Source organism: Companilactobacillus nantensis DSM 16982, assembly GCF_001435815.1.
Taxonomy (GTDB): Bacteria; Bacillota; Bacilli; order Lactobacillales; family Lactobacillaceae; genus Companilactobacillus; species Companilactobacillus nantensis.
Genome location: NZ_AZFV01000009.1, coordinates 39,460 through 63,291 on the forward strand (window position 1 = coordinate 39,460; position 23,832 = coordinate 63,291).

The window sequence follows — 23,832 nt, forward strand, 5'->3', positions numbered from 1 at the left end:
ACAGGTTAGACTCATCTATTTTTTCAATTATTATTGTAGCTTGTAAGTCATTGATCCTAGCTTTTTACCGCCAACACCTTTAGTCGCAGTTAATTTAACGGGCGTAGTTGTGTCACTTAATGTGTATGCAACTGCATTTTCAACTGTACCGTTCTTTTTAATAGTTTGAGATTGAGTATCTAAGAACCTATCATCAGGTAAAGAGGCAACTTCTAATTCGTTTACTGTATTAGAGTTGTTGTCCTGAACAGCCTTAAATACAGCAATCCAAGCAGTCATGGCATCGATTTTTTTATTGGTCTTGTTAGTAACCTTGTACCAGAATGCAATAACAGGTTTTTCACCGTACTCATTTCCGGTGTCACCCGGTTGAATAATCTTAGTTTGGGTTATTTGAATGTTTAAATCACGAATGACCAACTTGTTGTCTTTAAAATAATATTTATCCTTTTTTGCTATTTGAACTGTTTTTGTATTATTGTCACTATCTTTTTTACTGGACGAATTTGTATTGGAACATCCAACTAATGTTGAAGCTAAAAGAATAGTTAATCCCGTTAATGCTAAACTCTTGGTTTTCATTTTGTTTCCCCCTGAAACATTTCAGCTTTTAGTGTCAATCAGTGTTTGGACATCATGTTTAGGCTATCATCTTATTTTTGACAACGATTTCATATTTAAGTGGAATATTGAATTGCTGTAGAAAAGCAATACAGCTATCAAATTCAATATCATTTTCCCTACAGTAACCAAGTAATAAATCAATTGCTCTCACATTTGCACGGTTCTCAGATTTCATTTGTGCCGGAGTTGACTCGTCGTATAAATAGCAAGCGTCATCATCTAGCATATGACCAATTTCGTGGGCGATGATTAAAGGAATATCATTCTTCTTGTACCAATCCATATTAATAAGAATCATATTATCATCAGGAGAGGCAAATGAAGGCCATGTTGAATTATAGTTGTGAATTAATGTATATCCTATTTTATGATCATAAGCGAAGTTCAATAGATAGGTTACGACTGGATCCATAAGGCTACCATTATTTGTATTTTGGTCCTTCATATATCTACTTGCCGCCCTCCATGATTCTACGAAACATTTCCCATTCTTCGGGAGGTATTTCTCTACCTTCCCAGCGAACGGTTCTGCCTTTGGCAATTTCTTTCTCTAAATCAATGTCACCATTATCATCTGTAGATGATGACTTTATTTTAGAATCACCAGTTAATTCTTCTACACTAACGTGTAATGCATCAGCAATTACCTTTAGAGTGTTGTACTTTGGTTCAACACCCTGGTTATATCTGTAAATAGCATTTTCACTTAGACCAGCTTTAATAGCTACTTGTTTAAGTGAATAGCCTTTATCTTTAGATATTTTTTTGATACGTTCAAACGTTGTCATATCAGTGATTCTCCTCTGAATGACGATAATAATTACACAAAGTTACACAAAATAAGTTTACAAAGTACACAATTGTGTTATTATTAATTCATCAAGTAATTGAGCAACAAAAACACAGTGCTATCTTACAATAACTTTGGCGAGAGATTGAGATAGTAAAAGGTTACATTGCTTATTTGTTATGCCTTTAGTCTACACAATTGTGTACTAAAATGCAACAACTTGATAAACAAATTACACAACAAAAGGAGGTATATTTTGATGCCAGAACAACAATTAACTGAACTTGTTTACAGAGTTGAAAGTGATATTAAAACAGCTCTACTGAAGAAGCATATGACGCAAGTTGAATTAGCTGATCTGATTGGTGAAAATCGCCAACAGGTGAATAGAGCAATCAAAGGAGACGTGTCTCCAAAAGCAAGAGAGATTCGTTCTAAAATTGCAAAAGTATTGGACCTATAGGAGGTAAATAGTGAATTATTCTTATGAACAATATCTCATAACAATAAAAAAACACCTCTATATGAGATGTCATTATTGTAAAGGATTAATAAAAAAATCAGACAATTATTGTCAGTGGTGTGGAAAACCTAATTTGGAAAAATAGATTTTTTAACTGTATCAGACAATACATCAACTAATAGATTATAAAGTGAATCTTTAACTAATATAGAAACTTTTGAGAATCCTTTTTTAAATTTAGCTTCTGCCAATTTTGTTTGTGGTGTATCAACTAATAGATCAGGTATAGCTGATTTAATTAGTGTCTTGTCCTGATCGGATACTTCTTCATCTAAATCAAGTAATTCAATAACGGTGGATATTATTAATGAAGTCCATGGGTAGGGCTGACCACATTTTTTACAATAATTGGGTCTGTCAGCCGTTCGTTGTCCCAAGTAAACTATACCATCCGGTTCGTCCCAACCTTCTATCGGGGCATGGCAGAATTGGCAAGTTGAAATTACAGATTTACCGCATTCTGGACAAAATTCAGTGGGATCCGATGTTCCTCTATAGGTTACAGATAGTTGATGACCATTTTTACAAATTTTTTGATATCTTTGTGTCATAATTCTCACCTCCTATTTAGGAGTATATCAAATAAAGTTTTAAAAGAAGGTGCTAATAATGAATGAATTACAAGAATTCAAGTTTAAGGAAAACAACGTAAGAATCATTTTATACAATGGGGAACCGAACTTTGTGGGTATTGATATAACTAATACGCTTGGATATTCGAATGGCAGGGATGCATTGAAACGCCATGTTGATGAAGAAGACAAAAGTACAGTCGTGATTTCCGACGGAACCTCTGGAAATCCTCGAAAAATAGTCATTAATGAATCAGGTCTCTATAGTTTGATTCTTTCAAGTAAATTGCCGAGTGCAAGGGAGTTCAAAAGATGGGTTACATCAGAAGTTCTTCCAACAATCAGAAAACATGGTGCTTATCTAACCGATTCAGCAATTGAACAAACACTAACTGATCCAGATTACTTAATTAAGTTAGCAACCCAATTGAAGACAGAACGAAACGGAAGATTAATTGCTGAGCAGCAAGTGAATGAGTTAAAGCCAAAGGCAACATATTACGATCAAGTATTATCTAATCCATCCTTAATGAATATTACGGCCATTGCTAAGGATTACGGATATAGCGGAAAAACTTTTAATAAATTACTTTATAAATTGAAAATTCAATATCCGCAGACTGGCACTTGGTTCCTGTATGCCAAATATCAGGATAAAGGGTGGACACAATCCAAAACGGTTCCTTATAGGAACGCTAAGAATGCTACAGGTAAAGGATCAGCATTACAAACTAAATGGACTCAAAAAGGACGACTTGGTTTGTACAAAGAACTGAAGAAACATGGAATTGTTCCTCAAATAGAACAGTTAGACATTGAGGTGTAGCTGCTATGGCATTTGAAGTATTGTTCTCAGACAAACAAAAAGAAGAACTTGGTTCACAAGTTTATTCAGTAGTAACTGATGCTGTTCAAAAGGCCAGGTTTGACGCTGGTATGGATAAGAAGTTTCTTAATAAAAAAGAAACTTGTGAATATTTAGGAGTTTCAAATAATACATTTGATAAATATTTTATCGGTCTAAAAACTCATGACGTGAATGGGTTACTAGTTTATAGCAAGAAAGAAATTGATGAGTTCGTTTTTAACAAATAAAGGTTAAAAAATGTGTGGAAGCAGGTACGAACTCAGGAGGAACAACTATGACATTTGAAGCATTGATGAACTGGACTATTTTGGTTGCAATTGTTAGTTCTATGACTAGTTATCTGTTTATGAGATACGGGACTATTGAAAATATTATTTTGAGTTTGACCGACTTTACTGAAGAAGATATTCGAAAGATAAAAGGTTTGATCAGATGGAAATTCTAAAAGGATTATTTTTACTTTTGATTGCTGTGGTTGTTTCAGGACTGTTTATTAAATTTTGGAATGATTGCAAATAAAAAGTGTTAACTCATTATTAGATGACTTAACACTCGAGTACCACGATATACAAAATCAATGAATTGAATTTACTATTGCTTTGAAAAGTGCTATTAGATCTTTTACTAAAGAATAATAGCCATCTATGTTGGAAAGAAGATTTATTAAAAGTACTAGTTTGATTAATAAAGAATTATTAAAGGTGGCGTTCGTTTTATGAGGAGTATAAGAATCTTCATTCGCTTTTTCATTATTAGAATCCTTACTTTGGGTATTGGATTCTATACTATCCAACCTTTCCTTAATCATTTTCAGTTCCTCGGAAAATTGAACTGGATCTATGACACTTTCAATTTGATCAGTATATTGATCTTTATCATCACTATCAATATAAGAATCAGAAAATTCTTTTTGAACGCTATCATATGCCTCGTTGAGTTTATTAAATGAACTAGTTGGCATATCAGATAGTGTATTGAATGATGACTGTAGATCTACTGACAATCTAAAATCTAATTTTGATAAAGATTTATATGTACCTTTTATTGATGCATTCATCCAAGAAGGATTAAAAGCAGATTTTGGAATAGAAACGGAAGCATTGAGCACGGATTTAGGAACTAAACTTGCAGCGGATAAAGCTGCTTTAGAACCTAATCCCATAGCAGCCAAAGATTGTTTAGAAAATGTATTTTGAATATCAAATGGTGATTTAGGAACTAAACTTGCAGCGGATAGAGCTGCTTTAGAACCTAATCCCATAGCAGCCAAAGATTGTTTAGAAAATGTATTTTGAATATCAAATGGTGATTTAGGAACTAAACTTGCAGCGGATAGAGTTGCCTTAGAACCTAATCCCATAGCAGCCAAAGATTGTTTAGAAAATGTATTTTGAATATCAAATGGTGATTTAGGAACTAAACTTGCAGCGGATAGAGTTGCCTTAGAACCTAATCCCATAGCGACTAAGGATTGCTTAGAAAATAAATTTTCATTGATACGAAATGGTTTGGAGATTGATGGAATAATATCTAAAACGAAATTGGACGTATTATTCTTTCTTTTGTACTTGTAATTATCCCCCATAATAAATTTCACCTCTCATATTAAAAGTATATCAAAGGAGCCATTATATTGAGCAATAATATTCGCGTTAAAACAGATGATGAATACAGTCCGATTGGTGACATGGAGCCATACGATCAATATTCAGACGACAAATTAACAGGGGATGAACCACATGATTATTAACAAAGACGTAGTGGCAATCGATGAATCACTTAATCATCATGCACGAGTTTGTAAAGAAATTGGTCGAACTGATGAACAGATTGAATCATATAAGGCAGACCAATATCTGAATAAGTTGCAGGGAATTGATTACGAACCGTTACAACATTCTATTAATCGATTAAAGAAGCATCGTGTGGAACTTGAGAATGACAAACAGCATGCTGAAACGGATATTTACAACAGATTTGAGCATTACTATTCCTAAATAGAGGTGAAAGTATGAATCAGGAAACACATTTCCAAATAGAAAGGTTTCAAGATATTTGTATTCAATATGGCTATCAGCAAACCATGTGTGAACTGAAAAAAGATCTTAATACTAAAGCTCTTTTATATTCAGCGAGAGTTATGAATACAGAAAAAAAGTCGCTCTCAACGGCAATTGAGGACGACTAGAAATAAAAATATTTAACAATAAAAGTATATCACGAAAGAGGTAGCTCATGGCTAATGAAATAGTACTTCAAGATTTCAATGTTAATTTTACACCCACTAAAATCACAATTAACAACGAAGAAGGATTGAAGAAAGAACTAGAGGTAATTTCTAATAAATATAAAAATTTGATTGTTACTGAGGACAATCTCAAAAGCGTCAAATCCACTAGAGCTAAGTTGAACTCTTTGAATAAAGGATTAGATGACAAGCGAAAAGAAATCAAGTCTAGTTACAACGAGCCTCTGACTGAATTTGAGGATAAGGTAAAAGGTTTTAGGGATATTATCAATCAGTCATTAATTCCCATTGATAAAGGAATCAAGATTTTAGAAGAGTCACAACGTGAGGAACGGTTAAATCATGTTGAGGAACTAATCAATAATATGGCTCCAGAATATGGTGTTGATCCTGAAGCAATCCAAATTGAAAAGTCTTGGACTAATAAGACAATGACCGATATCAAACTAACCAAGATACTTGCTGATGGATTCAATACTTTAAAACGTCAAAAGGATCTGTTCGAAACTAATAAGCAATTGGTTATCGAACATTGCAAATATGTTGGGATTGAATCAGAAGGATGGGTCGGCCAATTGTCTGATGATTACAACGCAACCGAAGTAATTAAGGCAATTGATCAATTTATTGAAGATAAGAAACAAAAAGAAATCAAAGAACAAAATCGTATTGAATCTGAACAAGCAATCAAAGAAGCAACACAACAAAATGTTGGTAATACTACCGTTGATACTGAAACGGGCGAAGTGATTGATAAGTCACCAACAGAATACACGGTAACTGTTCAACTTGTCGGTAGTAAGTTTGACATTATTCAAGCTGTTCAAAAAATCAATGGTTTTGATAATGTGACAAATAATATTATCAATCCACTAAGTTCATGGGAGGGTTAGCAATGGTTGAGACTAAAACAGCAACAACTACATTGGTTCAAGAACTGACAAAGATTCAAAAAGAGTTAGACAAGATTGAAAAAGATGGTAAGAACAACCGTCAAGGTTTTGATTACGTCAGTGAATCACAAGTTAAGTCTAAGTTGCAGAATAAGTTAGCTGATCATGGAATTATGATTATCCCTCATTATGAAATTTTGAATACTTGGAATAGCCAAACTAATAAGGGAAATACTATGAACTATGTATCAGTCATGGGTACTTTCAAGCTAACTAATGGCTCTGAAGAATTTATTGGAAGCATGCCAGGTATTGGAATGGATTCCGGTGATAAAGCTATCTACAAGGCTGAGACAGGAGCTCAAAAAAATTTTCTAATGCAGTTGTTCTTAATGTCTACTGGTGATGATCCAGAGAATGACAGCAATAACAATTGGAATCCTCAACAGCAATATCAATCTAATGATTACAACCAAGCTCCATTCAATGGATATTATCCAACTAACGAGCAATACAACAATCAACCTCCAATGTATGGAAACAACAATTATTCAGCACCTAAGCCCTCAAGAATGGCGAATGAAGCTAAAAAAGGCTTGCTGAATCAATTACTAGATAGATTATCGAAGCTTAATCAGACTGATAGAAATACTTCAACTCAAATGTTACGTAGTCATTTTCCAAAAGTTAATTTTGATCAGCTACCGGATTCAAGCGCTGACAATATGATTACTTTTATGAATCAACAAATTGAATCTACAGAAAAAGCACTCAAACAGATGGGTGCCTTCTAGGCAGAATTATGAAATTCTTTGCAAAAGTAAAAAATATTCAAGGTAAAAATATTACTTTGGAAATGAATGATGAATTTAATACTTTGAAGGTTCAAAAATTAGCTAATGGTAAGCAACCAGTGATTGAACTTGAACTATCAGACAATCGATATATTTCAATTGATCAGCGTAGCAAAATTTATGCGTTGATTGGTGAAATAAGTGAATGGTCAGGGTACATGGTTGAAAAGGAAGCTCCTGGAGTTATGAAATGGCAGTATCTTACTGAAACCGGTAGGGATTACTTCAGTTTATCTAACTGTACTATGACTCAGGCTAATTCATATCTTAGTTGGTTACTAGATTTCTGCTTTGATAATGACGTTCCATTTACCACTAAGACCTGGGATATGCTTCCGAACGATTATGCGATGCAGTTAAGATGTTTGGAACATCATAAGTGCTGTATCTGTGGTCGACATGCTGACATTGCCCATGTTGAAACGGTTGGTATGGGTAGAAACAGGAAACATATCAATCACAGTAAATATTATTTCATGGCTTTGTGTCGAGTGCATCACATTGAACAACACAAGATTGGAATCATGTCATTCCTTCAAAAGTACCATATTAAACCCGTTAAATTGGATGATGAAGATCGTAAGAGATTGAGGATTGGAGGTTAATCATGGCAATTGTAAGAGGGAAACGAAAAACTAATTTCACAATTATTGGCAATACTGGTTTAAAAGATAAGCGTTTATCACTTAAAGCTAAAGGACTACTAGCTTATATGCTTAGCTTGCCTGATGATTGGGTATTCTATGAAACTGAATTGATGGACCATAGCAAAGATGGTCGTGATGCTATTAGATCAGCATTAAAGGAATTAGAAAAATCCGGTTATCTAATAAGGCATCAAAAGAGAGAAGACAGTGGCAAGTTTGGTCAAAAAGAGTGGAGTGTATGGGATGAACCGACGACTGAAAACCCGACAACGGTTAACCAGATATCGGGAAATCCAACAGCGGATAATCCTACACTACAAAGTACTAATGAACCAATAACTAATAAACAAAATACTAATAATAAAAGTAATAGTCCAAAGTCTAAAAAGACTTATGGACCTGATGATTTAAATTTTAAAGCTGCTAGTTACTTAGCAATGAGAATCAAGGATAACAATCCTAATTTTAAGGAACCTAATCTTCAAAAATGGGCTAATACAATTCGATTAATGCACGAACGGGATAACAGGTCGTATCAACAAATCAAAATGATGATTGATTGGTGTCAACAACATGATTTTTGGTCTGGGGTAATCCTATCACCTGATAAGTTGAGAATGAAATATGATCAAATGTTTGTACAATTCAATAAGCGTAAAACTCGTAATAGTTTTAGTTCTGCAGGTGGGACAACTTATCCAGAAATATTTTAGGAGGTACCGATTATGGAACCTTTAAACCTCGATGGACCAATGAGACGGATTGCTGCTAAGCATGGAATTGACATTAACAAAATCGATATTGACCAGGTATTAAAACAACGTGATCAACGAGAAGAATTAGAGGCTGTTAAGTTTACGAATATGAATAATCGAATTAAAAGAACTAGGTTATTCAACAGTTCATTAATCAGTGACGCTGAAGATTTACATCAATTCTTTAGCGACTTTGAAATAAGTGATGATGCTCAATCAATTGAGTTCAATAAGGCAACTGATATAGCTAATCGGATTATGTCCGGAGAAGTCGGTAATTACACCTTTGCTGGTAAGGCAGGCTCTGGTAAGACAATGCTGGCTGTTAGTATCCTGAATCAAATTATGAATTCTCAAACTAATCTATCTTGTTACTTCGCTAGTTTCTCAATGTTATTGAACATGACATTAGTTGGAATCAAGGATTTTAGTATGAAACAAAAAGCTTGGGATGTTGAAGACTGTATTAAGGCATGTGATGTTTTGGTACTTGATGATCTTGGCTCTGAGAGTGCTATGAAATCTGAAACTGATGAAGCCAGTAATCATACTCAGTCACTACTATTTAGATTGGCTGATTATCGTAAGAGCAAGGTAAATATTGTAACAACAAATAATTCTAGTAAAGAATTGCAATCGATTTATAACCCTAAAATATACAGTCGATTAATTGCGAAGAAATCAAATAATGCGATTAGATTCGATAGTAAGGACATGAGAAATATATGAAAAGAATAGATGAGGTTATGACTTTAGATAAAAGTGAATTTGGATTTGAACCAGATGGTTTTGATATTGCTAGAAGGGATGTGACCACTATTAGTAACTTGATTGATCATATTCACGCAGAATCCAAAAAAGCATACGAATTAATGAGAGTGCTTAAAGAAAATAATCAAGTATATACAGGAAATGCAGATGTTCTTGATCAGATAGCTATGATTACTTTAACGTCAAGTGATGCTCATGATTTTTTACTGGATGATAAAAAGTCATTGGGGATTTTAGATACTAGGAGTTATGAAGAATGAAAAATATTGATAAAAAAATAACCAGTCCGATAAAGGACTGGAAAAATATAGTGATTGTGAATAAGAGTTTAGAACCCATTGCGGTAATCGATAGTGATCAAGTCATATTGAAGGATGGTTATGACTTTAAAATTAATGTAGGAGTTCAGGATTTAACCTAGATTATTGTTTATTGATGAATCGGGTTTAGAAACTGGTGTGGGGATATTATGAATCTTTTTAACAGAGTAGTTTGGATAGTTGCCTTTATTGATTTCGTTTACAAATTGTTGTCTCGACATATCCGTTCCCTTGTAGTTATCGTGAAAGCTATTATTTCTACCTGAATCTGATTCTGAAGTTACTTTAATTCTTGCCATTATTCTGGCTCCTTATAATTTATTTTGAATAACGCGATTAAGAAGTAATCATGGGGAGGATAAACAAAAACGTGTATTCAATACAAATATTCTAGTAAAAGAATTACAGCATGTCAATATACTGTACAGAACAAAAGTTCTTATACAAGATGGAGTGTGAAATGTACAAAAATAACTTAAAAAAAATACTTAAATCTAAAAATATTAGTCAAAGTGAGCTGTCGCGGATTGCAGATATTCCTCGAACTAATATTGTGGCTATTATAAATGGTAAGATAAAAAATCCAACCATTGGACTGATGATTAAAATTTCCGATGCACTGAAAATTAGTTTAGACGAATTTAGAGGTGATAAGGATGATTAATCGAGTGATTTTGGTCGGACGTTTAACTAGAGACCCAGAACTGAGATATACATCTAATGGCGCAGCGGTCGCAAGTTTTACCGTAGCTGTGAATAGACAGTTTACCAATTCCAATGGTGATAGAGACGCTGATTTCATTAGATGTGTAGTTTGGCGTAAAGCAGCAGAAAATTTTGCAAATTTCACTCATAAAGGTTCCTTAGTCGGAATTGACGGACGTATTCAAACAAGTTCTTATGACAATCAACAAGGCCAACGGGTATACAGAACTGATATCATGGTAGAAAACTTTTCATTGCTTGAAACTAAGGCGGAAAACGAACGTCACAATTCTGATAATGGATATAACAATCAAAGCTCATCTTCAAATTACAATCAGAATTCAAATAATTATAACAATTCAAATAATTCAAATAACCAAAATCAATATGGTAACAATCAATCAAATAATTCTAATAACAATTCCAGTGATCCATTCCATGGTAATTCCAGTGGAGTACATATTAGTGATGATGATTTGCCATTTTAATAAAGGAGTAGCTTATGAGTAAAGATAAACAATTAATAAATTTCAATCTATCAGAAATTGCAGAAGGCGCCGTACAAGCCAAATTTGCCAAAGAGGTGCAAAGAGTGTGCGAAAACATTCTTGATTTGAATACAGATGCAAGCAAGAAACGTAAAATCACTCTCACTTTGACGTATGTACCTAATGATCAAAGAAATTCAGTAGACGTTGGAGTTGAAGCTAAATCTACTTTGGCACCACAAGTTGGAACGTCGACAACCATGTTGCTTGGTAGAGATATGAATACTGGATTTATTGCCGCTAATGAATTGAAGTCCAATGTACCAGGTCAAACTTATATTGATGTCGATGATGGTAAGGCTAAGACGGATATTGGTGAGTCGGTTGATGAAGTGGAATCAAAAGAAAAAGTTGCTGAAGAAAACATTGAAAATTCAGATAAAAAGCAAAACATTATTGATTTACAAAAAAATAAGGCATAGGTAAACACAAATGGATATGACAACTGAAACTATTGAAAAGATTCAAGAATTATCATTAGAAGCTGCAGGAGAAAAGATTCAAATCGTTGATGGTCAAAATTATTATATAGACGGCGATGGAGATTTATGTTTGATTGTTCCCAAGGATTTATCAGATGAATCTATTGGGTTAAGAACATTAACAGGTTTAATTGCTTTAGTAAAAAAATATGGATGAACGAAAAGCACAAAGGTTATTTATTAGAGTTGAAAGTCCTACACAGGTTAATGTATTTACAGCTTTAGACAGTTATGGTCGTAGAGAATGGCTGGCAAAATCAGACGCCTCTACACCTGATACAGTTTTTGGATATTTCATTGACGCAGAGCAGATGAATATAATGCTTCAATCACAATTTGTACAAACAAATGATAGAAATATTATTTTAAAAGTCATTGGTAATTTGAAAGAGGAGAACGTTCGTAAGGCTAGTGATGATGGAGTTAGTCAATCAGTAACCGTTCAATCTGGTGTTGCTAATGTATCAGAAGTCAAGGTTCCTAATCCTGTTGAATTAGCACCATATAGGACATTTTTAGAGGTTGATCAACCGGTAAGTAAGTTTATCTTTAGAATGAGGGAAGGTATGCAGGGTGCAATTTTTGATGCAGATGGTGGTGCGTGGAAGATTGATGCTATGAATTCGATTAAAGAATATCTTGAAGATAAATTCAGTGATGAAATTGAATCTGGTCATGTTGTGGTGGTTGCATAATGAATAGTAATCAAAAGGAAGCAGTAATTGAGTATTTTGAGAATTATTCATTGATTGAGGATTCTGATGAAAGAAGAGAAGATGCTGAAATTGCAGCGGATGATATCGATAGTATCTTATCAGAATATAACTAAGGGGTGATTAGTTTGGAAGTAATAGATTTAAGTGATGAAACAATTGATAAACTAGCAAATACTTTGATTGGAAAACGTAAAAAAATAACTTTACTTAAATCTCAAAAGGAACTGAGAAATATAAAATTATTGTTAGAACAGTATAGATATCTTGAGAATCATACTGAATTACCATTACCAGACTTCAAGAGTGAAATTCCCAACTCTTATAAAGAGCATTTGCCAGCTGATGAATTATCAATTCAATCTATGCTAGGCTATAGAGCCAGATCAAAAGAGATGATGATTCTATTTAAGGAAATATTAAAACGGTACAAAGGAATTTGTGATCACGGCGATGAAGAACAAAAACGTAGATACGGAGTGGTCGATGGGTATTATTTATCTAGAGATTTTCTTAATAAGAACAAATTGGCAAAAAAATATCACTGTGATCCAAAAACAATCGATAGAGATATGAAAAAAGCTATTAGTGAATTGAGTGTAATGACATTTGGATTAGATGGAATTAACGATATGTCCAAATGATGTCCGAAAGGTGTTCAGAACCTCGTATATTAAAGATATATAATGATATTGTGGAATTAGTCAGATAGTTCTGTATAGCACCTCAGCTATGATTTTTGGAGTGACCTTTGGAAGGGTCACTTTTTTTGTGGATTGAGATAGGCTCAATGATTGCTAATTACTTAGTGAGTTAATACTAACTTTTAGATAATCCCCTTTTCTACGAATAATAAGTTTCCGGTAGCAGTCACTAGGTTCGACTCCTAGTATCCACGTTGTCCTTCAGCATAAAACTAAATAAAACGGTTGTACGGCTAGCCAATAGACATCAACCATTGTTTCGAGTTTAGAAGTTATAGAAACAATTAATAGCCCGTCATCTGATCATGAACGGTGAGCTATTAATGGACGCTTAGCGAAGTGGTTAAACGCAACAGGTTGTAACCCTGTTCCATTTTGGTTCGGTGGTTCGAATCCATCAGCGTTCATAAAAATGGAAATGACAGGAACATACTAGTATTATTTTAAAAGGGTACTAAAAATGTATTATTTTTTAATTACAATAACATGGGTTCCGAGTTGGCTGCAGTGCTTGTTAAAAACATTATCTTCATGGGATTGGTCAGTAATTATTTCGGCAAGTACTTTTATGTTTGTGGTTCTGACATTTCGGAAAGCAAATAAAATTGTAGGTAAGGTTTATTGTTCAAAAATAGAGGACAATAAACTACAGGTTTTTGTGGTAAATGTTAATAACAAAAGCGGTAAGTTCTTTTATAGTGGAATGTTTTGCAGGAAGCATAGAATCTGGGGATGTAGTAAAAGGGTAGAAGACAAGAAACTTTCAGATTATAATATTGGGGCTATTCAGATAGTCGCACCTGGTGATGCAAAAGAAATGAAAATCAAATCGTTAGAAACAATGAATGATAACTACGCTGATGAATATAAATTTTATCGAATGGCAGTAAAAAACTTGAAAGGAAAAGAATTTAAATCTAAATGGATACAATTTAAGAAAACAACGGAGGACTAACAATGACAGCAATGAACGCTATGATTTTAAACGATTCAATTACATTATCTATGGATACATTGGTATCTATAAATAGAGATGGAAAAGTAGTGCCTTCTTATTTCACTCAAAAATTTGAGTATGTACCATTTGCTAAATCTGTAGTGTGTGGAACGGGAAACTTAACCATATTGAAAAAAGTATTTAATATGATTCACGAAGTATTAGCAGGTGAGGTGGATATATTAGTTGATTTGATAAGCTCATATTTATCAAATGGAATCAATAATGGAGATGTTAGTTTAGAAAATAATGCTGGAACTTTAACAGTTTACGTCTTTGGGTTTGATGTGAATGGTCAAGTAAAAGCATATAAAATGAAGAGTGGTAATAATTTTAGGTCAGAACTAATTGCTGGTGGGGAAATTGGACCTAAAGAAATCATTAAACCTAATAATTCAGAAATAGTATCTGCTATTAGACCGATATTATCCATTGAAAATACTGAAGAGCAGTTGAAAAAAATAATGCGTATTCAAAAGAGTATTGAAGACGCAAGTGGAGTAAGTAATAAAGAATATGTGGGTATTGGCGGCGAAAATTATTGTCTTCAATTTAATCGCAATTCTGAAATGGCAGCTATAAAGAGAATAGATACATTCGATGATTATGAAGAACAGTATGAATATGCATACGATCATATTAATGATAATTAGATGCCGAATAGCTTCTTTTTTTATTTTAGGAGGTTAGGTGATATGTAATGGATAAATGGAAAGAGGCAGAGAAGGATTACTTACTTGGAATGAAATATAAAGATATCGCTAGTAAGTATGAAGTATCAATCAATACAGTCAAATCATGGAAGAGTAGACATGGTTGGCAAAGGGGTGCACCCATTAAGAAGAGTGTGCATACAAAACCTAAAAAGGTTGCACCCAAAATAATAGATGAATTAGAGGCAAACGATAAGCTGACAGAAAAGCAAAAATCGTTCTGCCTTTTTTATTTGCAACAGTTTAATGCAACTCAGGCTTATCAAAGAGCATATGGTGCAAGTTATGAAACATCGAGAGTAGAAGGTAGTCGTAACCTCGCAAACCCTAACGTAAAAGAGCAAATAACGAGATTGAAGAATCAACTACATTCAGATATATACATAAGTGTTGATGATGTTGTTAAAGAATATGCCAAACAAGCATTTGCGAGTCTTGGGGATGTATTGGATTACAAAGTTCATAAAGAGATAGTAATGGATAACGATGGTAATGTTTTTCTTGATACTGAGGACAATCCAGTTGAGAAACACGTTGCTGATATTTATTTAAAGCCTAGTGATCAAATAGATTGGTCATTGGTTCAAGAAATTCATCGAGGTAAAGATGGATTAGTAGTTAAACTTTATGATAAGCAGAAAGCTTTGGATAGCTTGACCAAGTTAGCGGATACCTTTAAAGACAAAGATGATAATAATGCGGTTCAAATTTTAGATGATATTGAAGGGGATGATGAAGATGGCACAGCAAGTAAAACTCAAGAGTAAAGTTGCACCATCTTTCAGACAGCTTCATGTAGATATCAAACATCATAGACATTCAAATTACTGGCTTAAAGGCGGACGTGGTTCTACTAAATCTAGTTTTGTATCAATTGAAGTGGTACTTGGAATTATGAGAGATTCTGAATCTAATGCGGTAGTACTCAGAAAGGTTGCAAATACCTTACGTGATTCTGTATATGATCAGTATCTTTGGGCAATTGATGCATTAGGAGTTGAAGAATATTGGAAAGAGTCAGTTAGTCCTATGACATTGACTTACAAGCCTACTGGTCAGCAAATACGTTTCAAAGGTGCAGATAAGCCTAGAAAAATTAAATCTCAGAAATTTCGTCATGGATTTACCAAATTCAAGCACTATGAAGAAACTGATGAGTTTAACAATTGGGCTGAGATACGTTCAATGAACCAATCGCTGAACCGTGGTGGTAGCAATATCATTACCTTTTATTCGTACAATCCTCCTGCGAGTCTAAACAGTTGGGTTAATCAAACTACGGCTAAAGAGGGTACTCGTGATGATACTTTGATTCATTCATCTGATTACTTATCAGTTCCTAAAGAATGGCTAGGAAAAGAATTCCTGGCTGATGCGGAACAATTAAAGAAAGATAATCCGAAGGCTTTCAATCATGAATACTTAGGAGAAATAACTGGGACAGGTGCAGAAGTATTCGACAACATCACGTTACGCAAAATTACTAAAGAAGAATATCAACTATTCGATAACATCAAAAGAGGCCTCGATTTTGGTTTTGCTCATGATCCATTAGCATACGTCGAGACCTTTTTTGATGTCGCAAATCACAGATTATATATTTTCAATGAAATTTATCAGGTTGGTTTGAAGAATAGAAACGCTGTTGATTTGATTAAGAAACTTGATCCAGAAAATAAGCAGGTTATTGGTGATTCAGCGTCCCCTGGTACGATTGCTGAATACAGAGATATGGGATTAAACGTATATGGTGCTATTAAAGGACCGGGTAGCAGAGACCAAGGTTATAAATGGTTACAGGATTTACGTGAGATAGTCATTGATTCTAAGAAATGCCCGAATGCAGCAAGAGAATTCAGCACTTATGAATTAGAAAGAGATTCAAATGGAAACTTTAAGGCTGGCTATCCTGATGGTAATGACCATGCTATGGATGCCACAAGATATTCACTTGAATCAACTATTAGGAAAGGAGGATTCAAGCCTTGGAAATCAAAGAAATGAAGAAACTGCTTCAATTAACTGATCCACGAAGAACCGAATTTATTAATAGATTTCAAAAGTCATTGAACTATTACTTTAATAAGAATGACATCACGAACCGCAATAATGGTGAATCAAAGACCAATCCTGATGGTAAGGATGAACCGTTAAGAAAAGCCGATAATCGTGTTAGTTCCAACTTTCATCAATTACTCGTTGATCAGGAGGCTGGTTACTTAGCAACTATTCCTCCTGCAATTGATGTTGAAAATGATAAATTAAACGAGAGTATTAAAACTACATTGGGTGATAACTTTAATTTGCGGTTGAATCAACTAGTTGTTGATGCTGCTAATGCGGGAGTTGCATGGGTTCACTATTGGATCGATGAACAAAATCAATTTAGATATGGCATTGTTCCTCCTGGTCAAGTCACACCAATTTATTCAAATGATTTGGATAAGAAGTTATTGGCAGTTCGTAGAACATATCAAGAATTAAATCCAGATACTGGCAAGAATTATAGTGTGCATGAGTATTGGAATGATAAAACAGTAACAGTATTTAAATCGGAAACCTCTAATTATGATAATTTATTGCAAATGAATGATCGTTTTCCTATTTTTGATGCCAGTACAGGGAATGAATTAGGGAGTAGCAACGTTCTTGAACATCATTTTGGTAGAATTCCTTTTATATCGTTTCCTAAAAATAAATATGAACGTCCTGACTTGTTCAAATATAAAGGCCTGATAGATGTTTATGATAATGTTTACAATGGTTTTGTTAATGATGTTGATGATGTGCAACAAGTAATTCTTGTTCTAACCAATTATGGTGGTGAAGAAATTAGCGAACTGGTGGATACCATTAAGGAATACAAAGCCATTAAGTTGGATAATGTGGGAACCGGTGATAAATCAGGACTGGACAAGTTAACGATAGATATTCCAACTGAAGCTAGGAACTCATTACTTGATATAACCAAGTCTGATTTATTCGTTGAAGCGCAAGGTATTGATCCAACTGATTTTGCTACAAACAATGCAACTGGTACAGCCATCAAAATGTTATATAGCCATTTGGAACTCAAAGCCTCAATGACTGAATCATATTTTAGAGATAGCCTAAATGAATTGGTTAGAGCAATTATGCGGTGGATGAATGTATCTGATTATGAAGGTCTTAAAATCAACCAGAAATGGACTCGTACAGCCATTCATAATAGTTTGGAGGATGCACAAGTTATTTCTCAAGTTGCAAACTATTCATCTGATGAAGCAATTGCTAAGGCAAATCCAATCGTTGATGACTGGCAAGAAGAAATGAAGAATCGTAAAGATGACATGGTTAGAGACCCTTACGACGATGGTAGAAATCCAAAAGATATAGTTAAAACTGATGAAGATGGTAAGGATAAAGAAGATGAGTGATCTCACTTATTGGGAGAAAAGGTTTCTTCAAACCAAAGCCAATCAGTTAACCAATACTAAGGACTATGAATTAGCATTACAGCCACACTTGAATGGTTTACAGCATGAATTAGATGGAGAATTAAATAAATACTACCGTCGATACAGTCAAACTAATGAAATACCACAGGAAGAAAACGAAAAAATATTAAAGAATATTGGTAATTCTAATTGGAACATGACATTAGATAAGTTCAAGTCTAAGGCTATTGAGGGCGGTCACGAAAAAGAACTAGATTCAGAATATTTTAAAAGCCGTATTGCAAGATTGCAAAACTTAGAAACGCAATTCAAGCAACGTACTTCTAGATTTGGAGATGAACAGGAAACTAGTTTAAGCAATGAATTAGTAAAGCAGTTTGATGATTCGTATATGAGAACTACATACACAACACAATTAGCAAAGCAAAAGTTTACTAGTAATTTTGCTCATTTCAATGAAGATCAGATGAGGATAATTGCAAGTAAGCCCTGGTCTGGTAAAAACTTTTCCGAACGCATTTGGAAAAATTATCGTGAAGATATTCCAAACAAATTGATGGATGCTGCATTAAGAGGTACGTTGTTAGGATATTCGCCAAATAAAATAACCTCAATGCTACATGAAAGTTTTAAGGATATTAAAAGGTCTAATATCCACAGGCTGGTGCTATCTGAAATGAGCCATATCACTGAAGAAGCCACTGCTAGATCGTATGAGGAATCTGGCATTAAAGAATACGAGTTTATGGCTACTTTAGAATCACATACGTGTGATGATTGTGCTCACTTGGATGGACATATATTCAAGCTATCGGATCGAAAAGATGGTATTAACTATCCAAATATTCATCCTTATTGTAGATGCACCACAATTCCACATATTGATGATTTACCTGATGTAAAGGGACGTTGGATGCGTGATCCCGAAACAGGCAAAGGCAAGATTATTAACAATATGGGTTTTGATGAATGGAAGCAAAAATACGGCAAGCCAGAAAAGAATATTAAGAAGCTAGTTAAAAATATGGTTATTGGTATCAATCCTTTGGATAAATCAAAGTGGCCAAGCGGTGTCAGAGTGGTTGAAACTCCTGATGGTAATAAGGTTCAATTTGAAAGTGATGAGGGCAGGTCTTTAAGTAGCGAATGGCTGGAAGTGTTACATCACTATTCAGATAATGAAGATTTACTTGAAACTATTGAGTATCAAATGGGTAATGGTCGATTTGGAGATAAAAAACAATATCAAAGTATTGCTGACTGGATTAAAAAAACAAAAGAATTTAAACCAGCTAAAGAAATTATAAAAGTCCCTGGTAAATATAAAAAAGATATTTTCGAAGTAGCAAAGGCTGATGGGTCAATAAACAAGTTAAGACATGATGAGTTGGTTAATATCATTACGGATAAATATGGGATGAAAATTCATGAAACACATCAGAACAGACTTTCTGATATTGCTATGCAAGAGACAATTAAAACATTTCAGCAATTTGGAAATATATATAATTTACTTCCTGAAAAGATTCCAACTCTTAATGCTGTTTCTCCGACTAAATCAGGTAAAGCAGCGGCGTGGTATTCGTCATCTATAAGAACTAGAAGTCCTCAAGGATTCTCAGTTAACACTAAATATTTCAAGGATAGACAAATGCTTGATGAAACTGTTAAAAATGGTGTTAATGGTGGATGGTTCTCTAAAAATAGTGATGGCAATCATGTTATGTTGCATGAGTTGTCTCATCACATTGATATTCAATTATCTAAGTTAAATAATGGAAAATCATTCAGTTATAAGGTTTTTAGAGATATATCGAAGGATAATCCTGATTTTAAGATAAGCAAAATTAGCGATTATGCCAGTGATAGCTTCGAAAAACAATCAGGTTCAACTGTAGAGCCCTTTGCTGAAATAATGGCAGAAGCTTATGGACCAACACCAGGAAAACAAGCACAGATTTTTAAAGAATATTATGAAAAGGACGCATTAGAGGTATTAAATAATGCTAGTTATGCCGGAAAGTTATAAATATTGGATTCAAAAAAATAACAAATTTTCTATCTCTGATAAAGCCCCTGATTGGGCGAAAAAAGAATTTGAAGAATATCAGAATGAGGTAACAAGAGAACGAGATATTAAGGGAAATTATATTGATTAAAATATTCAACAAAGAAGTTGAACATCATTCTTATGATTTTTTTGACCTGAGTAAGTCGTAAAAGTGCTTATTTTTTATACCTTGATTGTGGTCGCCCCACGTAAAATATTGCGAGAGAGGATTTTTAACTATGAAACGAGAATTTTTAAAAGGTTTGAATTTAGAAGAATCTGTCATTGATCAAATTATGTCACAAAATGGTGTTGATATTGAAAATACTAAGAAATCATTTGGGGATGTTGATTCCATTAAGCAAGAGAATGAATCTTACAAATCTCAATTAGCAGAGCGCGATAAAGATATTAAGTCATTATCTAAGAAAGTCAAAGATAACGATGATTTATCTAGTCAACTCAAGGATTTACAAGGTAAATATAAAACCGACACTACTAATCTCAATGAACAACTTAATCAAACCAAACTAAACAGTGCTTTGAATGAAACTCTGACTGCCGCTAAGGTTCGCAATCCTAAAGCTATTAAAGGCTTATTGAATATGGATGACATCAAATTAAATGATAAGGGCGAATTAGTTGGTGTTAATGATCAAATTGATTCACTCAAAAAGTCAGATGGTTATCTATTTGATGAAGGACAACATCAAGACTACAGCCCTGCTGGCGGTAATGGTTCCAATGATAAGAATGACGTTCAAACATTAACTAATATATTTAAAGGAGAGTAATAAATAATGGCAACAATTAACTATGCTGATGCATATCAACAAGCTATTCAAGAAGGTTTCTATGATGGTCATCTATTTTCTGCTGCATTGTGGAATTCACCATCTAATTCACTAATCAAATTTGATGGAGCAAAACATATTAAATTACCACGTTTGACAATCGACTCAGGCCGTAAGGATAGAAGTCGTAGAACAATCACAGAAATTGTTTCTAACTATTCCAATGATTGGGATTCATATGAATTGAAGAATGAACGTTATTGGTCAACATTAGTTGATCCATCTGATATTGATGAATCTAATATGGTCATTTCACTAGCTAATATCACTAAGCAATTTAACCTTGATGAGAAGCTACCAGAAAAAGACCGATACATGTTCAGTAAATTGTATAAAGAAAAAGTAGATGCAAATGATGGTGGTATTTCAACTGATACGTTAGATGAAAAGAACATCTTAGGGGCTTTTGATAACATGATGGCTAACTTTGATGAACAACGCATTCCACAATCTGGACGTATTTTGTATGTCACACCTCAAATTAATAAGATTTTAAAGAGTGCAGATGCTATTAATCGTTCAATTATTTTAAGTGATCAAGCTAATATCAAGCGTTCTGTATATAGTCTTGATGATGTAACTATCAATGTTATTCCATCAGATTTAATGCAAACAGCATTTGATTTTACAGTTGGTTCAAAGCTAGAGGACGATGCTAAACAAATTGAGATGTTTTTAATTTACAATGGTGTTCAAGTTGCACCTGAAAAGTATGCCTTTGCTGGCTTTGATGCACCATCTGCTCAAAACAGTGGTAACTATTTGTACTATGAAGATTCTTATGATGATGTACTACTTTTGAAGACTAAAACTAAGGGAATTGAGTTCGTTATTGCTGATAAAGCCCCAAAAGCGTAACCCCTAAACTGAATAAGCCAACTAGTTCAAATACGATAGCTGAAATAACAGCTTGGTTAGATGCTAATAACATTGATCATACTGGTAAGACTGCTAAAGATGATTTGTTGGCCTTAGTTCCAGTTGATTAGGGGTGATTAAATGATGATTGAATTTCCAAGAAAGGATGAGATTACAACTAAACTAGCTGTATTAGTTCCTAAAAATGATAATGAAAATTATTCAAGTGTTGTTGGTTTTGTGGTTGATAAAGTGGTTGGTGATGTTAGTAATTACGTTCATATTCCTATTGATTCAATACCTGAAGAACTTGATATGACGATTATTTCTATGTGTATACAAATGATTGATACACATGAATTGTTAACTCCTGTTGATGATAGAAATGATGGTGTTACCTCATTATCTGAAGGTGATATTTCAGTGTCGTTCAAAACGCCTGCTGATGTCTATTCCACACTTCAGTCGGTTAATTCGATTACTGATAATTTCATTGCTCAACTCAATAGTTTTAGGAGAATACAACGATGAAATCAGCATTTAAAAAGATGAATGGAATTATTGAACGTGTCTGGAATGATCGTGTAACTATTACTGGCGTTAAGAATGGTCTACGTAAGGGATTTACAGAAGATGTACCAGTAATAATTTGTGAGAATCGACCAGGTAAAGTGATTCTGAGGAGTTTAAAAACCAGTAATCAAACTGAGTTTGGAACTGATCAGTACGATGTCAAACTTTTGATTGATAACGATGTTTCTATTCCCGCTGGAGCTGATATTTCAGTAACTGATGTAAATGGTCATGTTACTAAATACAAACGCTCTAGTAAGGGATATCGTGGTTATGTTAGTCATCAGGAGGTAGCAATGATTCGTGATGAAAAAGCTAAGGATGTGATTAGTGATGGCATGGGGAACGATTGACGATGCCCAATTTCAAGAATTTGCCGGCAAAGTTAAAAGTAAACTTGATTCAGGGATATTAAAGCAAGAGATTGAAAAGACCTCTCTTAAAGTTGGAACTCAAGCATTGAAGAATGTTAAGTCATTAACACCTGTCAAAGATGGTAATTTAAGGAAACAATGGTCAGTAGTTGGACCAACATATACAGGAAATGCTTTTGTAATTGAGCTTCAAAATAACACTGAATATGCTTCGTACGTTGAGGATGGACACAGGCAAACACCTGGAAGATACGTTCCAGCAATTGGTAAACGTCTGAAAGCCAGTTGGGTACCTGGTACTCATATGCTTATGAAGACTATGTTTGAAGTTGATGCTCAAATGCCACAATTACTATCACCTGTCTTGAGAGATTTAGGAGGGCTTTTTGATTGAAAGAAAGCATTGTTGAACTTATCGGGAATGAACTTGTTGGGTTGTTTCCAAACGTTCAAATTAATAGAGAAAACCGTAAAGGTGGCTTTGAAGAGCCATCTTTTTTTGTACAAAAAGTGGATACAGGTGTGAAACCTGAATTATTTAATATTCAAAATCGTAAGTATACCTATCAGGTTGTTTATTTTCCTAAGGTTGATAGGCCAAATGAAGACATGGAGTCAGTTGAAGAGATTCTTTTAGATAATTTCACATCTTTAAAAAGCTATGCAACGATTCGCAATCGAGATTTTAAACAATCTGATGACAATACCTTACAAATGACTTTTGAAGTATGGATTCGTGCTCATGAAGTCGATAACACCCCTAAACAGGAGAATATGAAATTTAAAGGAGGAATTGCTAATGGCAATTGAAAGCTATAGCAAAGAATCTTTAGTTAATAGCACAGGATTTAGTCCAATGGACCGAGATATTTTGAAGATTGTACTTGATAATTCAAAACAATATTCGTTACCTGCTGCCAATCAAGAAATTATTAAGTTTAAAGGAGGAATTAAATAAA

The 23,832-nt window shown here is 34.0% G+C and carries 40 protein-coding genes and 1 tRNA gene; 35 read left to right on the top strand and 6 right to left on the bottom strand.

Annotation, left to right across the window (positions count from 1 at the left end; translation table 11 throughout):
* Window positions 1-30: 30 nt before the first annotated feature.
* The 3 genes from FD31_RS05250 to FD31_RS05260 are packed head-to-tail and all read right to left on the bottom strand — an operon-like array spanning window position 31 to window position 1,412.
* The gene (locus FD31_RS05250; RefSeq protein WP_057891719.1) at window positions 31-582 is read right to left on the bottom strand and encodes a DUF5067 domain-containing protein; all 552 of its coding nucleotides are present in this window, start codon (window positions 580-582) and stop codon (window positions 31-33) included.
* A gap of 58 nt (window positions 583-640) precedes the next feature.
* A complete protein-coding gene (locus FD31_RS05255) occupies window positions 641-1,069 on the bottom strand; it encodes a hypothetical protein (RefSeq protein ID WP_057891720.1) in 429 nt (142 codons plus the stop codon).
* 4 nt (window positions 1,070-1,073) lie between these two features.
* Window positions 1,074-1,412, bottom strand: coding sequence for a helix-turn-helix domain-containing protein (locus FD31_RS05260; RefSeq protein WP_057891721.1), 339 nt, complete (start codon window positions 1,410-1,412; stop codon window positions 1,074-1,076).
* Between the two features lie 261 nt (window positions 1,413-1,673).
* Between FD31_RS05260 and FD31_RS05265 the strand changes: the two genes are divergently transcribed.
* Window positions 1,674-1,877, top strand: coding sequence for a helix-turn-helix domain-containing protein (locus tag FD31_RS05265; protein WP_057891722.1), 204 nt, complete (start codon window positions 1,674-1,676; stop codon window positions 1,875-1,877).
* A gap of 128 nt (window positions 1,878-2,005) precedes the next feature.
* Here FD31_RS05265 and FD31_RS05270 read toward each other — a convergent pair whose 3' ends face one another.
* Complete coding sequence (locus FD31_RS05270; RefSeq protein WP_057891723.1) at window positions 2,006-2,488, bottom strand: DUF2321 domain-containing protein; 483 nt, start codon at window positions 2,486-2,488, stop codon at window positions 2,006-2,008.
* A gap of 58 nt (window positions 2,489-2,546) precedes the next feature.
* Between FD31_RS05270 and FD31_RS05275 the strand changes: the two genes are divergently transcribed.
* From FD31_RS05275 to FD31_RS14050, 3 genes are read left to right on the top strand one after another with little or no spacing between them, the layout of a single operon-like run.
* Window positions 2,547-3,335, top strand: coding sequence for a phage antirepressor (locus FD31_RS05275; protein WP_057891724.1), 789 nt, complete (start codon window positions 2,547-2,549; stop codon window positions 3,333-3,335).
* Between the two features lie 5 nt (window positions 3,336-3,340).
* Window positions 3,341-3,604, top strand: coding sequence for a DNA-binding protein (locus tag FD31_RS05280; protein ID WP_057891725.1), 264 nt, complete (start codon window positions 3,341-3,343; stop codon window positions 3,602-3,604).
* A gap of 47 nt (window positions 3,605-3,651) precedes the next feature.
* The gene (locus FD31_RS14050; RefSeq protein WP_157049143.1) at window positions 3,652-3,822 is read left to right on the top strand and encodes a hypothetical protein; all 171 of its coding nucleotides are present in this window, start codon (window positions 3,652-3,654) and stop codon (window positions 3,820-3,822) included.
* A 129-nt stretch (window positions 3,823-3,951) separates the two neighbouring features.
* Here FD31_RS14050 and FD31_RS05285 read toward each other — a convergent pair whose 3' ends face one another.
* The gene (locus FD31_RS05285; RefSeq protein ID WP_057891726.1) at window positions 3,952-4,962 is read right to left on the bottom strand and encodes a hypothetical protein; all 1,011 of its coding nucleotides are present in this window, start codon (window positions 4,960-4,962) and stop codon (window positions 3,952-3,954) included.
* A 154-nt stretch (window positions 4,963-5,116) separates the two neighbouring features.
* Between FD31_RS05285 and FD31_RS05290 the strand changes: the two genes are divergently transcribed.
* Genes FD31_RS05290 through FD31_RS14060 form a run of 9 tightly spaced genes read left to right on the top strand, consistent with a single transcriptional unit; the run spans window position 5,117 to window position 9,966 of the window.
* Entirely contained in the window at window positions 5,117-5,374 is a 258-nt protein-coding gene (locus FD31_RS05290) for a hypothetical protein (RefSeq protein ID WP_057891727.1), read from the top strand.
* A gap of 14 nt (window positions 5,375-5,388) precedes the next feature.
* Complete coding sequence (locus tag FD31_RS14055; protein WP_157049144.1) at window positions 5,389-5,565, top strand: hypothetical protein; 177 nt, start codon at window positions 5,389-5,391, stop codon at window positions 5,563-5,565.
* Between the two features lie 47 nt (window positions 5,566-5,612).
* Window positions 5,613-6,518 carry a DUF1351 domain-containing protein gene (locus tag FD31_RS05295; protein ID WP_057891728.1) on the top strand — a complete coding sequence of 302 codons (906 nt, stop codon included), beginning with the start codon at window positions 5,613-5,615 and terminating at the stop codon, window positions 6,516-6,518.
* 2 nt (window positions 6,519-6,520) lie between these two features.
* Window positions 6,521-7,312 (top strand): ERF family protein, encoded by a 792-nt coding sequence (locus FD31_RS05300; RefSeq protein WP_057891729.1) that lies wholly within the window; start codon window positions 6,521-6,523, stop codon window positions 7,310-7,312.
* 8 nt (window positions 7,313-7,320) lie between these two features.
* Window positions 7,321-7,977 carry a putative HNHc nuclease gene (locus FD31_RS05305; RefSeq protein WP_057891730.1) on the top strand — a complete coding sequence of 219 codons (657 nt, stop codon included), beginning with the start codon at window positions 7,321-7,323 and terminating at the stop codon, window positions 7,975-7,977.
* Between the two features lie 2 nt (window positions 7,978-7,979).
* Window positions 7,980-8,732: a helix-turn-helix domain-containing protein gene (locus FD31_RS05310; protein WP_057891731.1), complete on the top strand. Its 753-nt coding sequence runs from the start codon at window positions 7,980-7,982 to the stop codon at window positions 8,730-8,732.
* A gap of 12 nt (window positions 8,733-8,744) precedes the next feature.
* Entirely contained in the window at window positions 8,745-9,503 is a 759-nt protein-coding gene (locus FD31_RS05315; protein WP_057891732.1) for an AAA family ATPase, read from the top strand.
* Window positions 9,500-9,805, top strand: coding sequence for a hypothetical protein (locus tag FD31_RS05320; RefSeq protein ID WP_057891733.1), 306 nt, complete (start codon window positions 9,500-9,502; stop codon window positions 9,803-9,805). The genes FD31_RS05315 and FD31_RS05320 overlap by 4 nt, the downstream gene beginning before the upstream one ends.
* Window positions 9,802-9,966, top strand: a complete 165-nt coding sequence (locus tag FD31_RS14060; RefSeq protein WP_157049145.1) for a hypothetical protein — start codon at window positions 9,802-9,804, stop codon at window positions 9,964-9,966. Before FD31_RS05320 ends, FD31_RS14060 begins: the two co-directional genes overlap by 4 nt.
* Here the strand turns inward: FD31_RS14060 and FD31_RS05325 are convergent.
* Window positions 9,958-10,164: a hypothetical protein gene (locus tag FD31_RS05325; RefSeq protein WP_057891734.1), complete on the bottom strand. Its 207-nt coding sequence runs from the start codon at window positions 10,162-10,164 to the stop codon at window positions 9,958-9,960. The genes FD31_RS14060 and FD31_RS05325 overlap by 9 nt on opposite strands.
* A gap of 161 nt (window positions 10,165-10,325) precedes the next feature.
* On the opposite strand from FD31_RS05325, the gene FD31_RS05330 reads away from it, so the two are divergent.
* The 22 genes from FD31_RS05330 (at window position 10,326) to FD31_RS14070 (ending at window position 23,831) form a co-directional block, all read left to right on the top strand.
* Entirely contained in the window at window positions 10,326-10,529 is a 204-nt protein-coding gene (locus FD31_RS05330) for a helix-turn-helix domain-containing protein (protein WP_057891735.1), read from the top strand.
* Window positions 10,522-11,058 (top strand): single-stranded DNA-binding protein, encoded by a 537-nt coding sequence (gene ssb, locus FD31_RS05335; RefSeq protein WP_057891736.1) that lies wholly within the window; start codon window positions 10,522-10,524, stop codon window positions 11,056-11,058. The genes FD31_RS05330 and ssb overlap by 8 nt, the downstream gene beginning before the upstream one ends.
* 14 nt (window positions 11,059-11,072) lie before the next feature.
* On the top strand, window positions 11,073-11,540 hold the full coding sequence (locus FD31_RS05340; RefSeq protein ID WP_057891737.1) for a hypothetical protein: 468 nt from the start codon (window positions 11,073-11,075) through the stop codon (window positions 11,538-11,540).
* A 16-nt stretch (window positions 11,541-11,556) separates the two neighbouring features.
* Complete coding sequence (locus tag FD31_RS05345; RefSeq protein WP_147007335.1) at window positions 11,557-11,757, top strand: hypothetical protein; 201 nt, start codon at window positions 11,557-11,559, stop codon at window positions 11,755-11,757.
* 163 nt (window positions 11,758-11,920) lie between these two features.
* Window positions 11,921-12,295 (top strand): hypothetical protein, encoded by a 375-nt coding sequence (locus tag FD31_RS05350; RefSeq protein ID WP_147007336.1) that lies wholly within the window; start codon window positions 11,921-11,923, stop codon window positions 12,293-12,295.
* Window positions 12,295-12,429: a hypothetical protein gene (locus FD31_RS14475; RefSeq protein WP_268872418.1), complete on the top strand. Its 135-nt coding sequence runs from the start codon at window positions 12,295-12,297 to the stop codon at window positions 12,427-12,429. Before FD31_RS05350 ends, FD31_RS14475 begins: the two co-directional genes overlap by 1 nt.
* Before the next feature lie 12 nt (window positions 12,430-12,441).
* Entirely contained in the window at window positions 12,442-12,957 is a 516-nt protein-coding gene (locus tag FD31_RS05355) for a hypothetical protein (protein WP_057891740.1), read from the top strand.
* A gap of 385 nt (window positions 12,958-13,342) precedes the next feature.
* Window positions 13,343-13,424 (top strand) — tRNA-Tyr (locus FD31_RS05360).
* Window positions 13,425-13,528: 104 nt separating this feature from the next.
* Window positions 13,529-13,972: a hypothetical protein gene (locus tag FD31_RS05365; RefSeq protein WP_147007337.1), complete on the top strand. Its 444-nt coding sequence runs from the start codon at window positions 13,529-13,531 to the stop codon at window positions 13,970-13,972.
* A gap of 2 nt (window positions 13,973-13,974) precedes the next feature.
* Window positions 13,975-14,667, top strand: coding sequence for a hypothetical protein (locus FD31_RS05370; RefSeq protein WP_057891742.1), 693 nt, complete (start codon window positions 13,975-13,977; stop codon window positions 14,665-14,667).
* Window positions 14,668-14,714: 47 nt separating this feature from the next.
* The gene (locus FD31_RS05375; protein WP_083483591.1) at window positions 14,715-15,494 is read left to right on the top strand and encodes a terminase small subunit; all 780 of its coding nucleotides are present in this window, start codon (window positions 14,715-14,717) and stop codon (window positions 15,492-15,494) included.
* Window positions 15,466-16,731, top strand: coding sequence for a PBSX family phage terminase large subunit (locus FD31_RS05380; protein WP_057891743.1), 1,266 nt, complete (start codon window positions 15,466-15,468; stop codon window positions 16,729-16,731). Before FD31_RS05375 ends, FD31_RS05380 begins: the two co-directional genes overlap by 29 nt.
* A complete protein-coding gene (locus tag FD31_RS05385) occupies window positions 16,713-18,143 on the top strand; it encodes a phage portal protein (protein ID WP_057891744.1) in 1,431 nt (476 codons plus the stop codon). Before FD31_RS05380 ends, FD31_RS05385 begins: the two co-directional genes overlap by 19 nt.
* A complete protein-coding gene (locus FD31_RS05390; protein ID WP_057891745.1) occupies window positions 18,136-20,193 on the top strand; it encodes a minor capsid protein in 2,058 nt (685 codons plus the stop codon). Before FD31_RS05385 ends, FD31_RS05390 begins: the two co-directional genes overlap by 8 nt.
* Complete coding sequence (locus FD31_RS14275) at window positions 20,168-20,323, top strand: hypothetical protein (RefSeq protein WP_164480484.1); 156 nt, start codon at window positions 20,168-20,170, stop codon at window positions 20,321-20,323. The genes FD31_RS05390 and FD31_RS14275 overlap by 26 nt, the downstream gene beginning before the upstream one ends.
* 130 nt (window positions 20,324-20,453) lie before the next feature.
* Window positions 20,454-21,008, top strand: a complete 555-nt coding sequence (locus tag FD31_RS05395; RefSeq protein ID WP_057891746.1) for a phage scaffolding protein — start codon at window positions 20,454-20,456, stop codon at window positions 21,006-21,008.
* Between the two features lie 6 nt (window positions 21,009-21,014).
* Window positions 21,015-21,926, top strand: a complete 912-nt coding sequence (locus FD31_RS05400; RefSeq protein WP_201782112.1) for a capsid protein — start codon at window positions 21,015-21,017, stop codon at window positions 21,924-21,926.
* A 141-nt stretch (window positions 21,927-22,067) separates the two neighbouring features.
* The gene (locus FD31_RS14065) at window positions 22,068-22,457 is read left to right on the top strand and encodes a hypothetical protein (RefSeq protein WP_057891747.1); all 390 of its coding nucleotides are present in this window, start codon (window positions 22,068-22,070) and stop codon (window positions 22,455-22,457) included.
* Window positions 22,454-22,852, top strand: coding sequence for a hypothetical protein (locus FD31_RS05410; protein ID WP_057891748.1), 399 nt, complete (start codon window positions 22,454-22,456; stop codon window positions 22,850-22,852). Before FD31_RS14065 ends, FD31_RS05410 begins: the two co-directional genes overlap by 4 nt.
* Window positions 22,833-23,267, top strand: coding sequence for an HK97 gp10 family phage protein (locus FD31_RS05415; RefSeq protein WP_057891749.1), 435 nt, complete (start codon window positions 22,833-22,835; stop codon window positions 23,265-23,267). Before FD31_RS05410 ends, FD31_RS05415 begins: the two co-directional genes overlap by 20 nt.
* Window positions 23,264-23,683 (top strand): phage tail terminator family protein, encoded by a 420-nt coding sequence (locus FD31_RS05420; protein WP_057891750.1) that lies wholly within the window; start codon window positions 23,264-23,266, stop codon window positions 23,681-23,683. The genes FD31_RS05415 and FD31_RS05420 overlap by 4 nt, the downstream gene beginning before the upstream one ends.
* Complete coding sequence (locus tag FD31_RS14070; RefSeq protein ID WP_157049146.1) at window positions 23,673-23,831, top strand: hypothetical protein; 159 nt, start codon at window positions 23,673-23,675, stop codon at window positions 23,829-23,831. The genes FD31_RS05420 and FD31_RS14070 overlap by 11 nt, the downstream gene beginning before the upstream one ends.
* The last annotated feature ends 1 nt before the right edge of the window (window position 23,832 follow it).

Coding starts and splice junctions, on each gene's coding strand:
- FD31_RS05250 (WP_057891719.1), bottom strand. CDS start 582: ATGAAAACCAAGAGTTTAGCATTAACGGGATTAACTATTCTTTTAGCT.
- FD31_RS05255 (WP_057891720.1), bottom strand. CDS start 1,069: ATGAAGGACCAAAATACAAATAATGGTAGCCTTATGGATCCAGTCGTA.
- FD31_RS05260 (WP_057891721.1), bottom strand. CDS start 1,412: ATGACAACGTTTGAACGTATCAAAAAAATATCTAAAGATAAAGGCTAT.
- FD31_RS05265 (WP_057891722.1), top strand. CDS start 1,674: ATGCCAGAACAACAATTAACTGAACTTGTTTACAGAGTTGAAAGTGAT.
- FD31_RS05270 (WP_057891723.1), bottom strand. CDS start 2,488: ATGACACAAAGATATCAAAAAATTTGTAAAAATGGTCATCAACTATCT.
- FD31_RS05275 (WP_057891724.1), top strand. CDS start 2,547: ATGAATGAATTACAAGAATTCAAGTTTAAGGAAAACAACGTAAGAATC.
- FD31_RS05280 (WP_057891725.1), top strand. CDS start 3,341: ATGGCATTTGAAGTATTGTTCTCAGACAAACAAAAAGAAGAACTTGGT.
- FD31_RS14050 (WP_157049143.1), top strand. CDS start 3,652: ATGACATTTGAAGCATTGATGAACTGGACTATTTTGGTTGCAATTGTT.
- FD31_RS05285 (WP_057891726.1), bottom strand. CDS start 4,962: ATGGGGGATAATTACAAGTACAAAAGAAAGAATAATACGTCCAATTTC.
- FD31_RS05290 (WP_057891727.1), top strand. CDS start 5,117: ATGATTATTAACAAAGACGTAGTGGCAATCGATGAATCACTTAATCAT.
- FD31_RS14055 (WP_157049144.1), top strand. CDS start 5,389: ATGAATCAGGAAACACATTTCCAAATAGAAAGGTTTCAAGATATTTGT.
- FD31_RS05295 (WP_057891728.1), top strand. CDS start 5,613: ATGGCTAATGAAATAGTACTTCAAGATTTCAATGTTAATTTTACACCC.
- FD31_RS05300 (WP_057891729.1), top strand. CDS start 6,521: ATGGTTGAGACTAAAACAGCAACAACTACATTGGTTCAAGAACTGACA.
- FD31_RS05305 (WP_057891730.1), top strand. CDS start 7,321: ATGAAATTCTTTGCAAAAGTAAAAAATATTCAAGGTAAAAATATTACT.
- FD31_RS05310 (WP_057891731.1), top strand. CDS start 7,980: ATGGCAATTGTAAGAGGGAAACGAAAAACTAATTTCACAATTATTGGC.
- FD31_RS05315 (WP_057891732.1), top strand. CDS start 8,745: ATGGAACCTTTAAACCTCGATGGACCAATGAGACGGATTGCTGCTAAG.
- FD31_RS05320 (WP_057891733.1), top strand. CDS start 9,500: ATGAAAAGAATAGATGAGGTTATGACTTTAGATAAAAGTGAATTTGGA.
- FD31_RS14060 (WP_157049145.1), top strand. CDS start 9,802: ATGAAAAATATTGATAAAAAAATAACCAGTCCGATAAAGGACTGGAAA.
- FD31_RS05325 (WP_057891734.1), bottom strand. CDS start 10,164: ATGGCAAGAATTAAAGTAACTTCAGAATCAGATTCAGGTAGAAATAAT.
- FD31_RS05330 (WP_057891735.1), top strand. CDS start 10,326: ATGTACAAAAATAACTTAAAAAAAATACTTAAATCTAAAAATATTAGT.
- ssb (WP_057891736.1), top strand. CDS start 10,522: ATGATTAATCGAGTGATTTTGGTCGGACGTTTAACTAGAGACCCAGAA.
- FD31_RS05340 (WP_057891737.1), top strand. CDS start 11,073: ATGAGTAAAGATAAACAATTAATAAATTTCAATCTATCAGAAATTGCA.
- FD31_RS05345 (WP_147007335.1), top strand. CDS start 11,557: ATGACAACTGAAACTATTGAAAAGATTCAAGAATTATCATTAGAAGCT.
- FD31_RS05350 (WP_147007336.1), top strand. CDS start 11,921: ATGCTTCAATCACAATTTGTACAAACAAATGATAGAAATATTATTTTA.
- FD31_RS14475 (WP_268872418.1), top strand. CDS start 12,295: ATGAATAGTAATCAAAAGGAAGCAGTAATTGAGTATTTTGAGAATTAT.
- FD31_RS05370 (WP_057891742.1), top strand. CDS start 13,975: ATGACAGCAATGAACGCTATGATTTTAAACGATTCAATTACATTATCT.
- FD31_RS05375 (WP_083483591.1), top strand. CDS start 14,715: ATGGATAAATGGAAAGAGGCAGAGAAGGATTACTTACTTGGAATGAAA.
- FD31_RS05380 (WP_057891743.1), top strand. CDS start 15,466: ATGGCACAGCAAGTAAAACTCAAGAGTAAAGTTGCACCATCTTTCAGA.
- FD31_RS05390 (WP_057891745.1), top strand. CDS start 18,136: ATGAGTGATCTCACTTATTGGGAGAAAAGGTTTCTTCAAACCAAAGCC.
- FD31_RS14275 (WP_164480484.1), top strand. CDS start 20,168: ATGCTAGTTATGCCGGAAAGTTATAAATATTGGATTCAAAAAAATAAC.
- FD31_RS05395 (WP_057891746.1), top strand. CDS start 20,454: ATGAAACGAGAATTTTTAAAAGGTTTGAATTTAGAAGAATCTGTCATT.
- FD31_RS05400 (WP_201782112.1), top strand. CDS start 21,015: ATGGCAACAATTAACTATGCTGATGCATATCAACAAGCTATTCAAGAA.
- FD31_RS14065 (WP_057891747.1), top strand. CDS start 22,068: ATGATGATTGAATTTCCAAGAAAGGATGAGATTACAACTAAACTAGCT.
- FD31_RS05410 (WP_057891748.1), top strand. CDS start 22,454: ATGAAATCAGCATTTAAAAAGATGAATGGAATTATTGAACGTGTCTGG.
- FD31_RS05415 (WP_057891749.1), top strand. CDS start 22,833: ATGGCATGGGGAACGATTGACGATGCCCAATTTCAAGAATTTGCCGGC.
- FD31_RS14070 (WP_157049146.1), top strand. CDS start 23,673: ATGGCAATTGAAAGCTATAGCAAAGAATCTTTAGTTAATAGCACAGGA.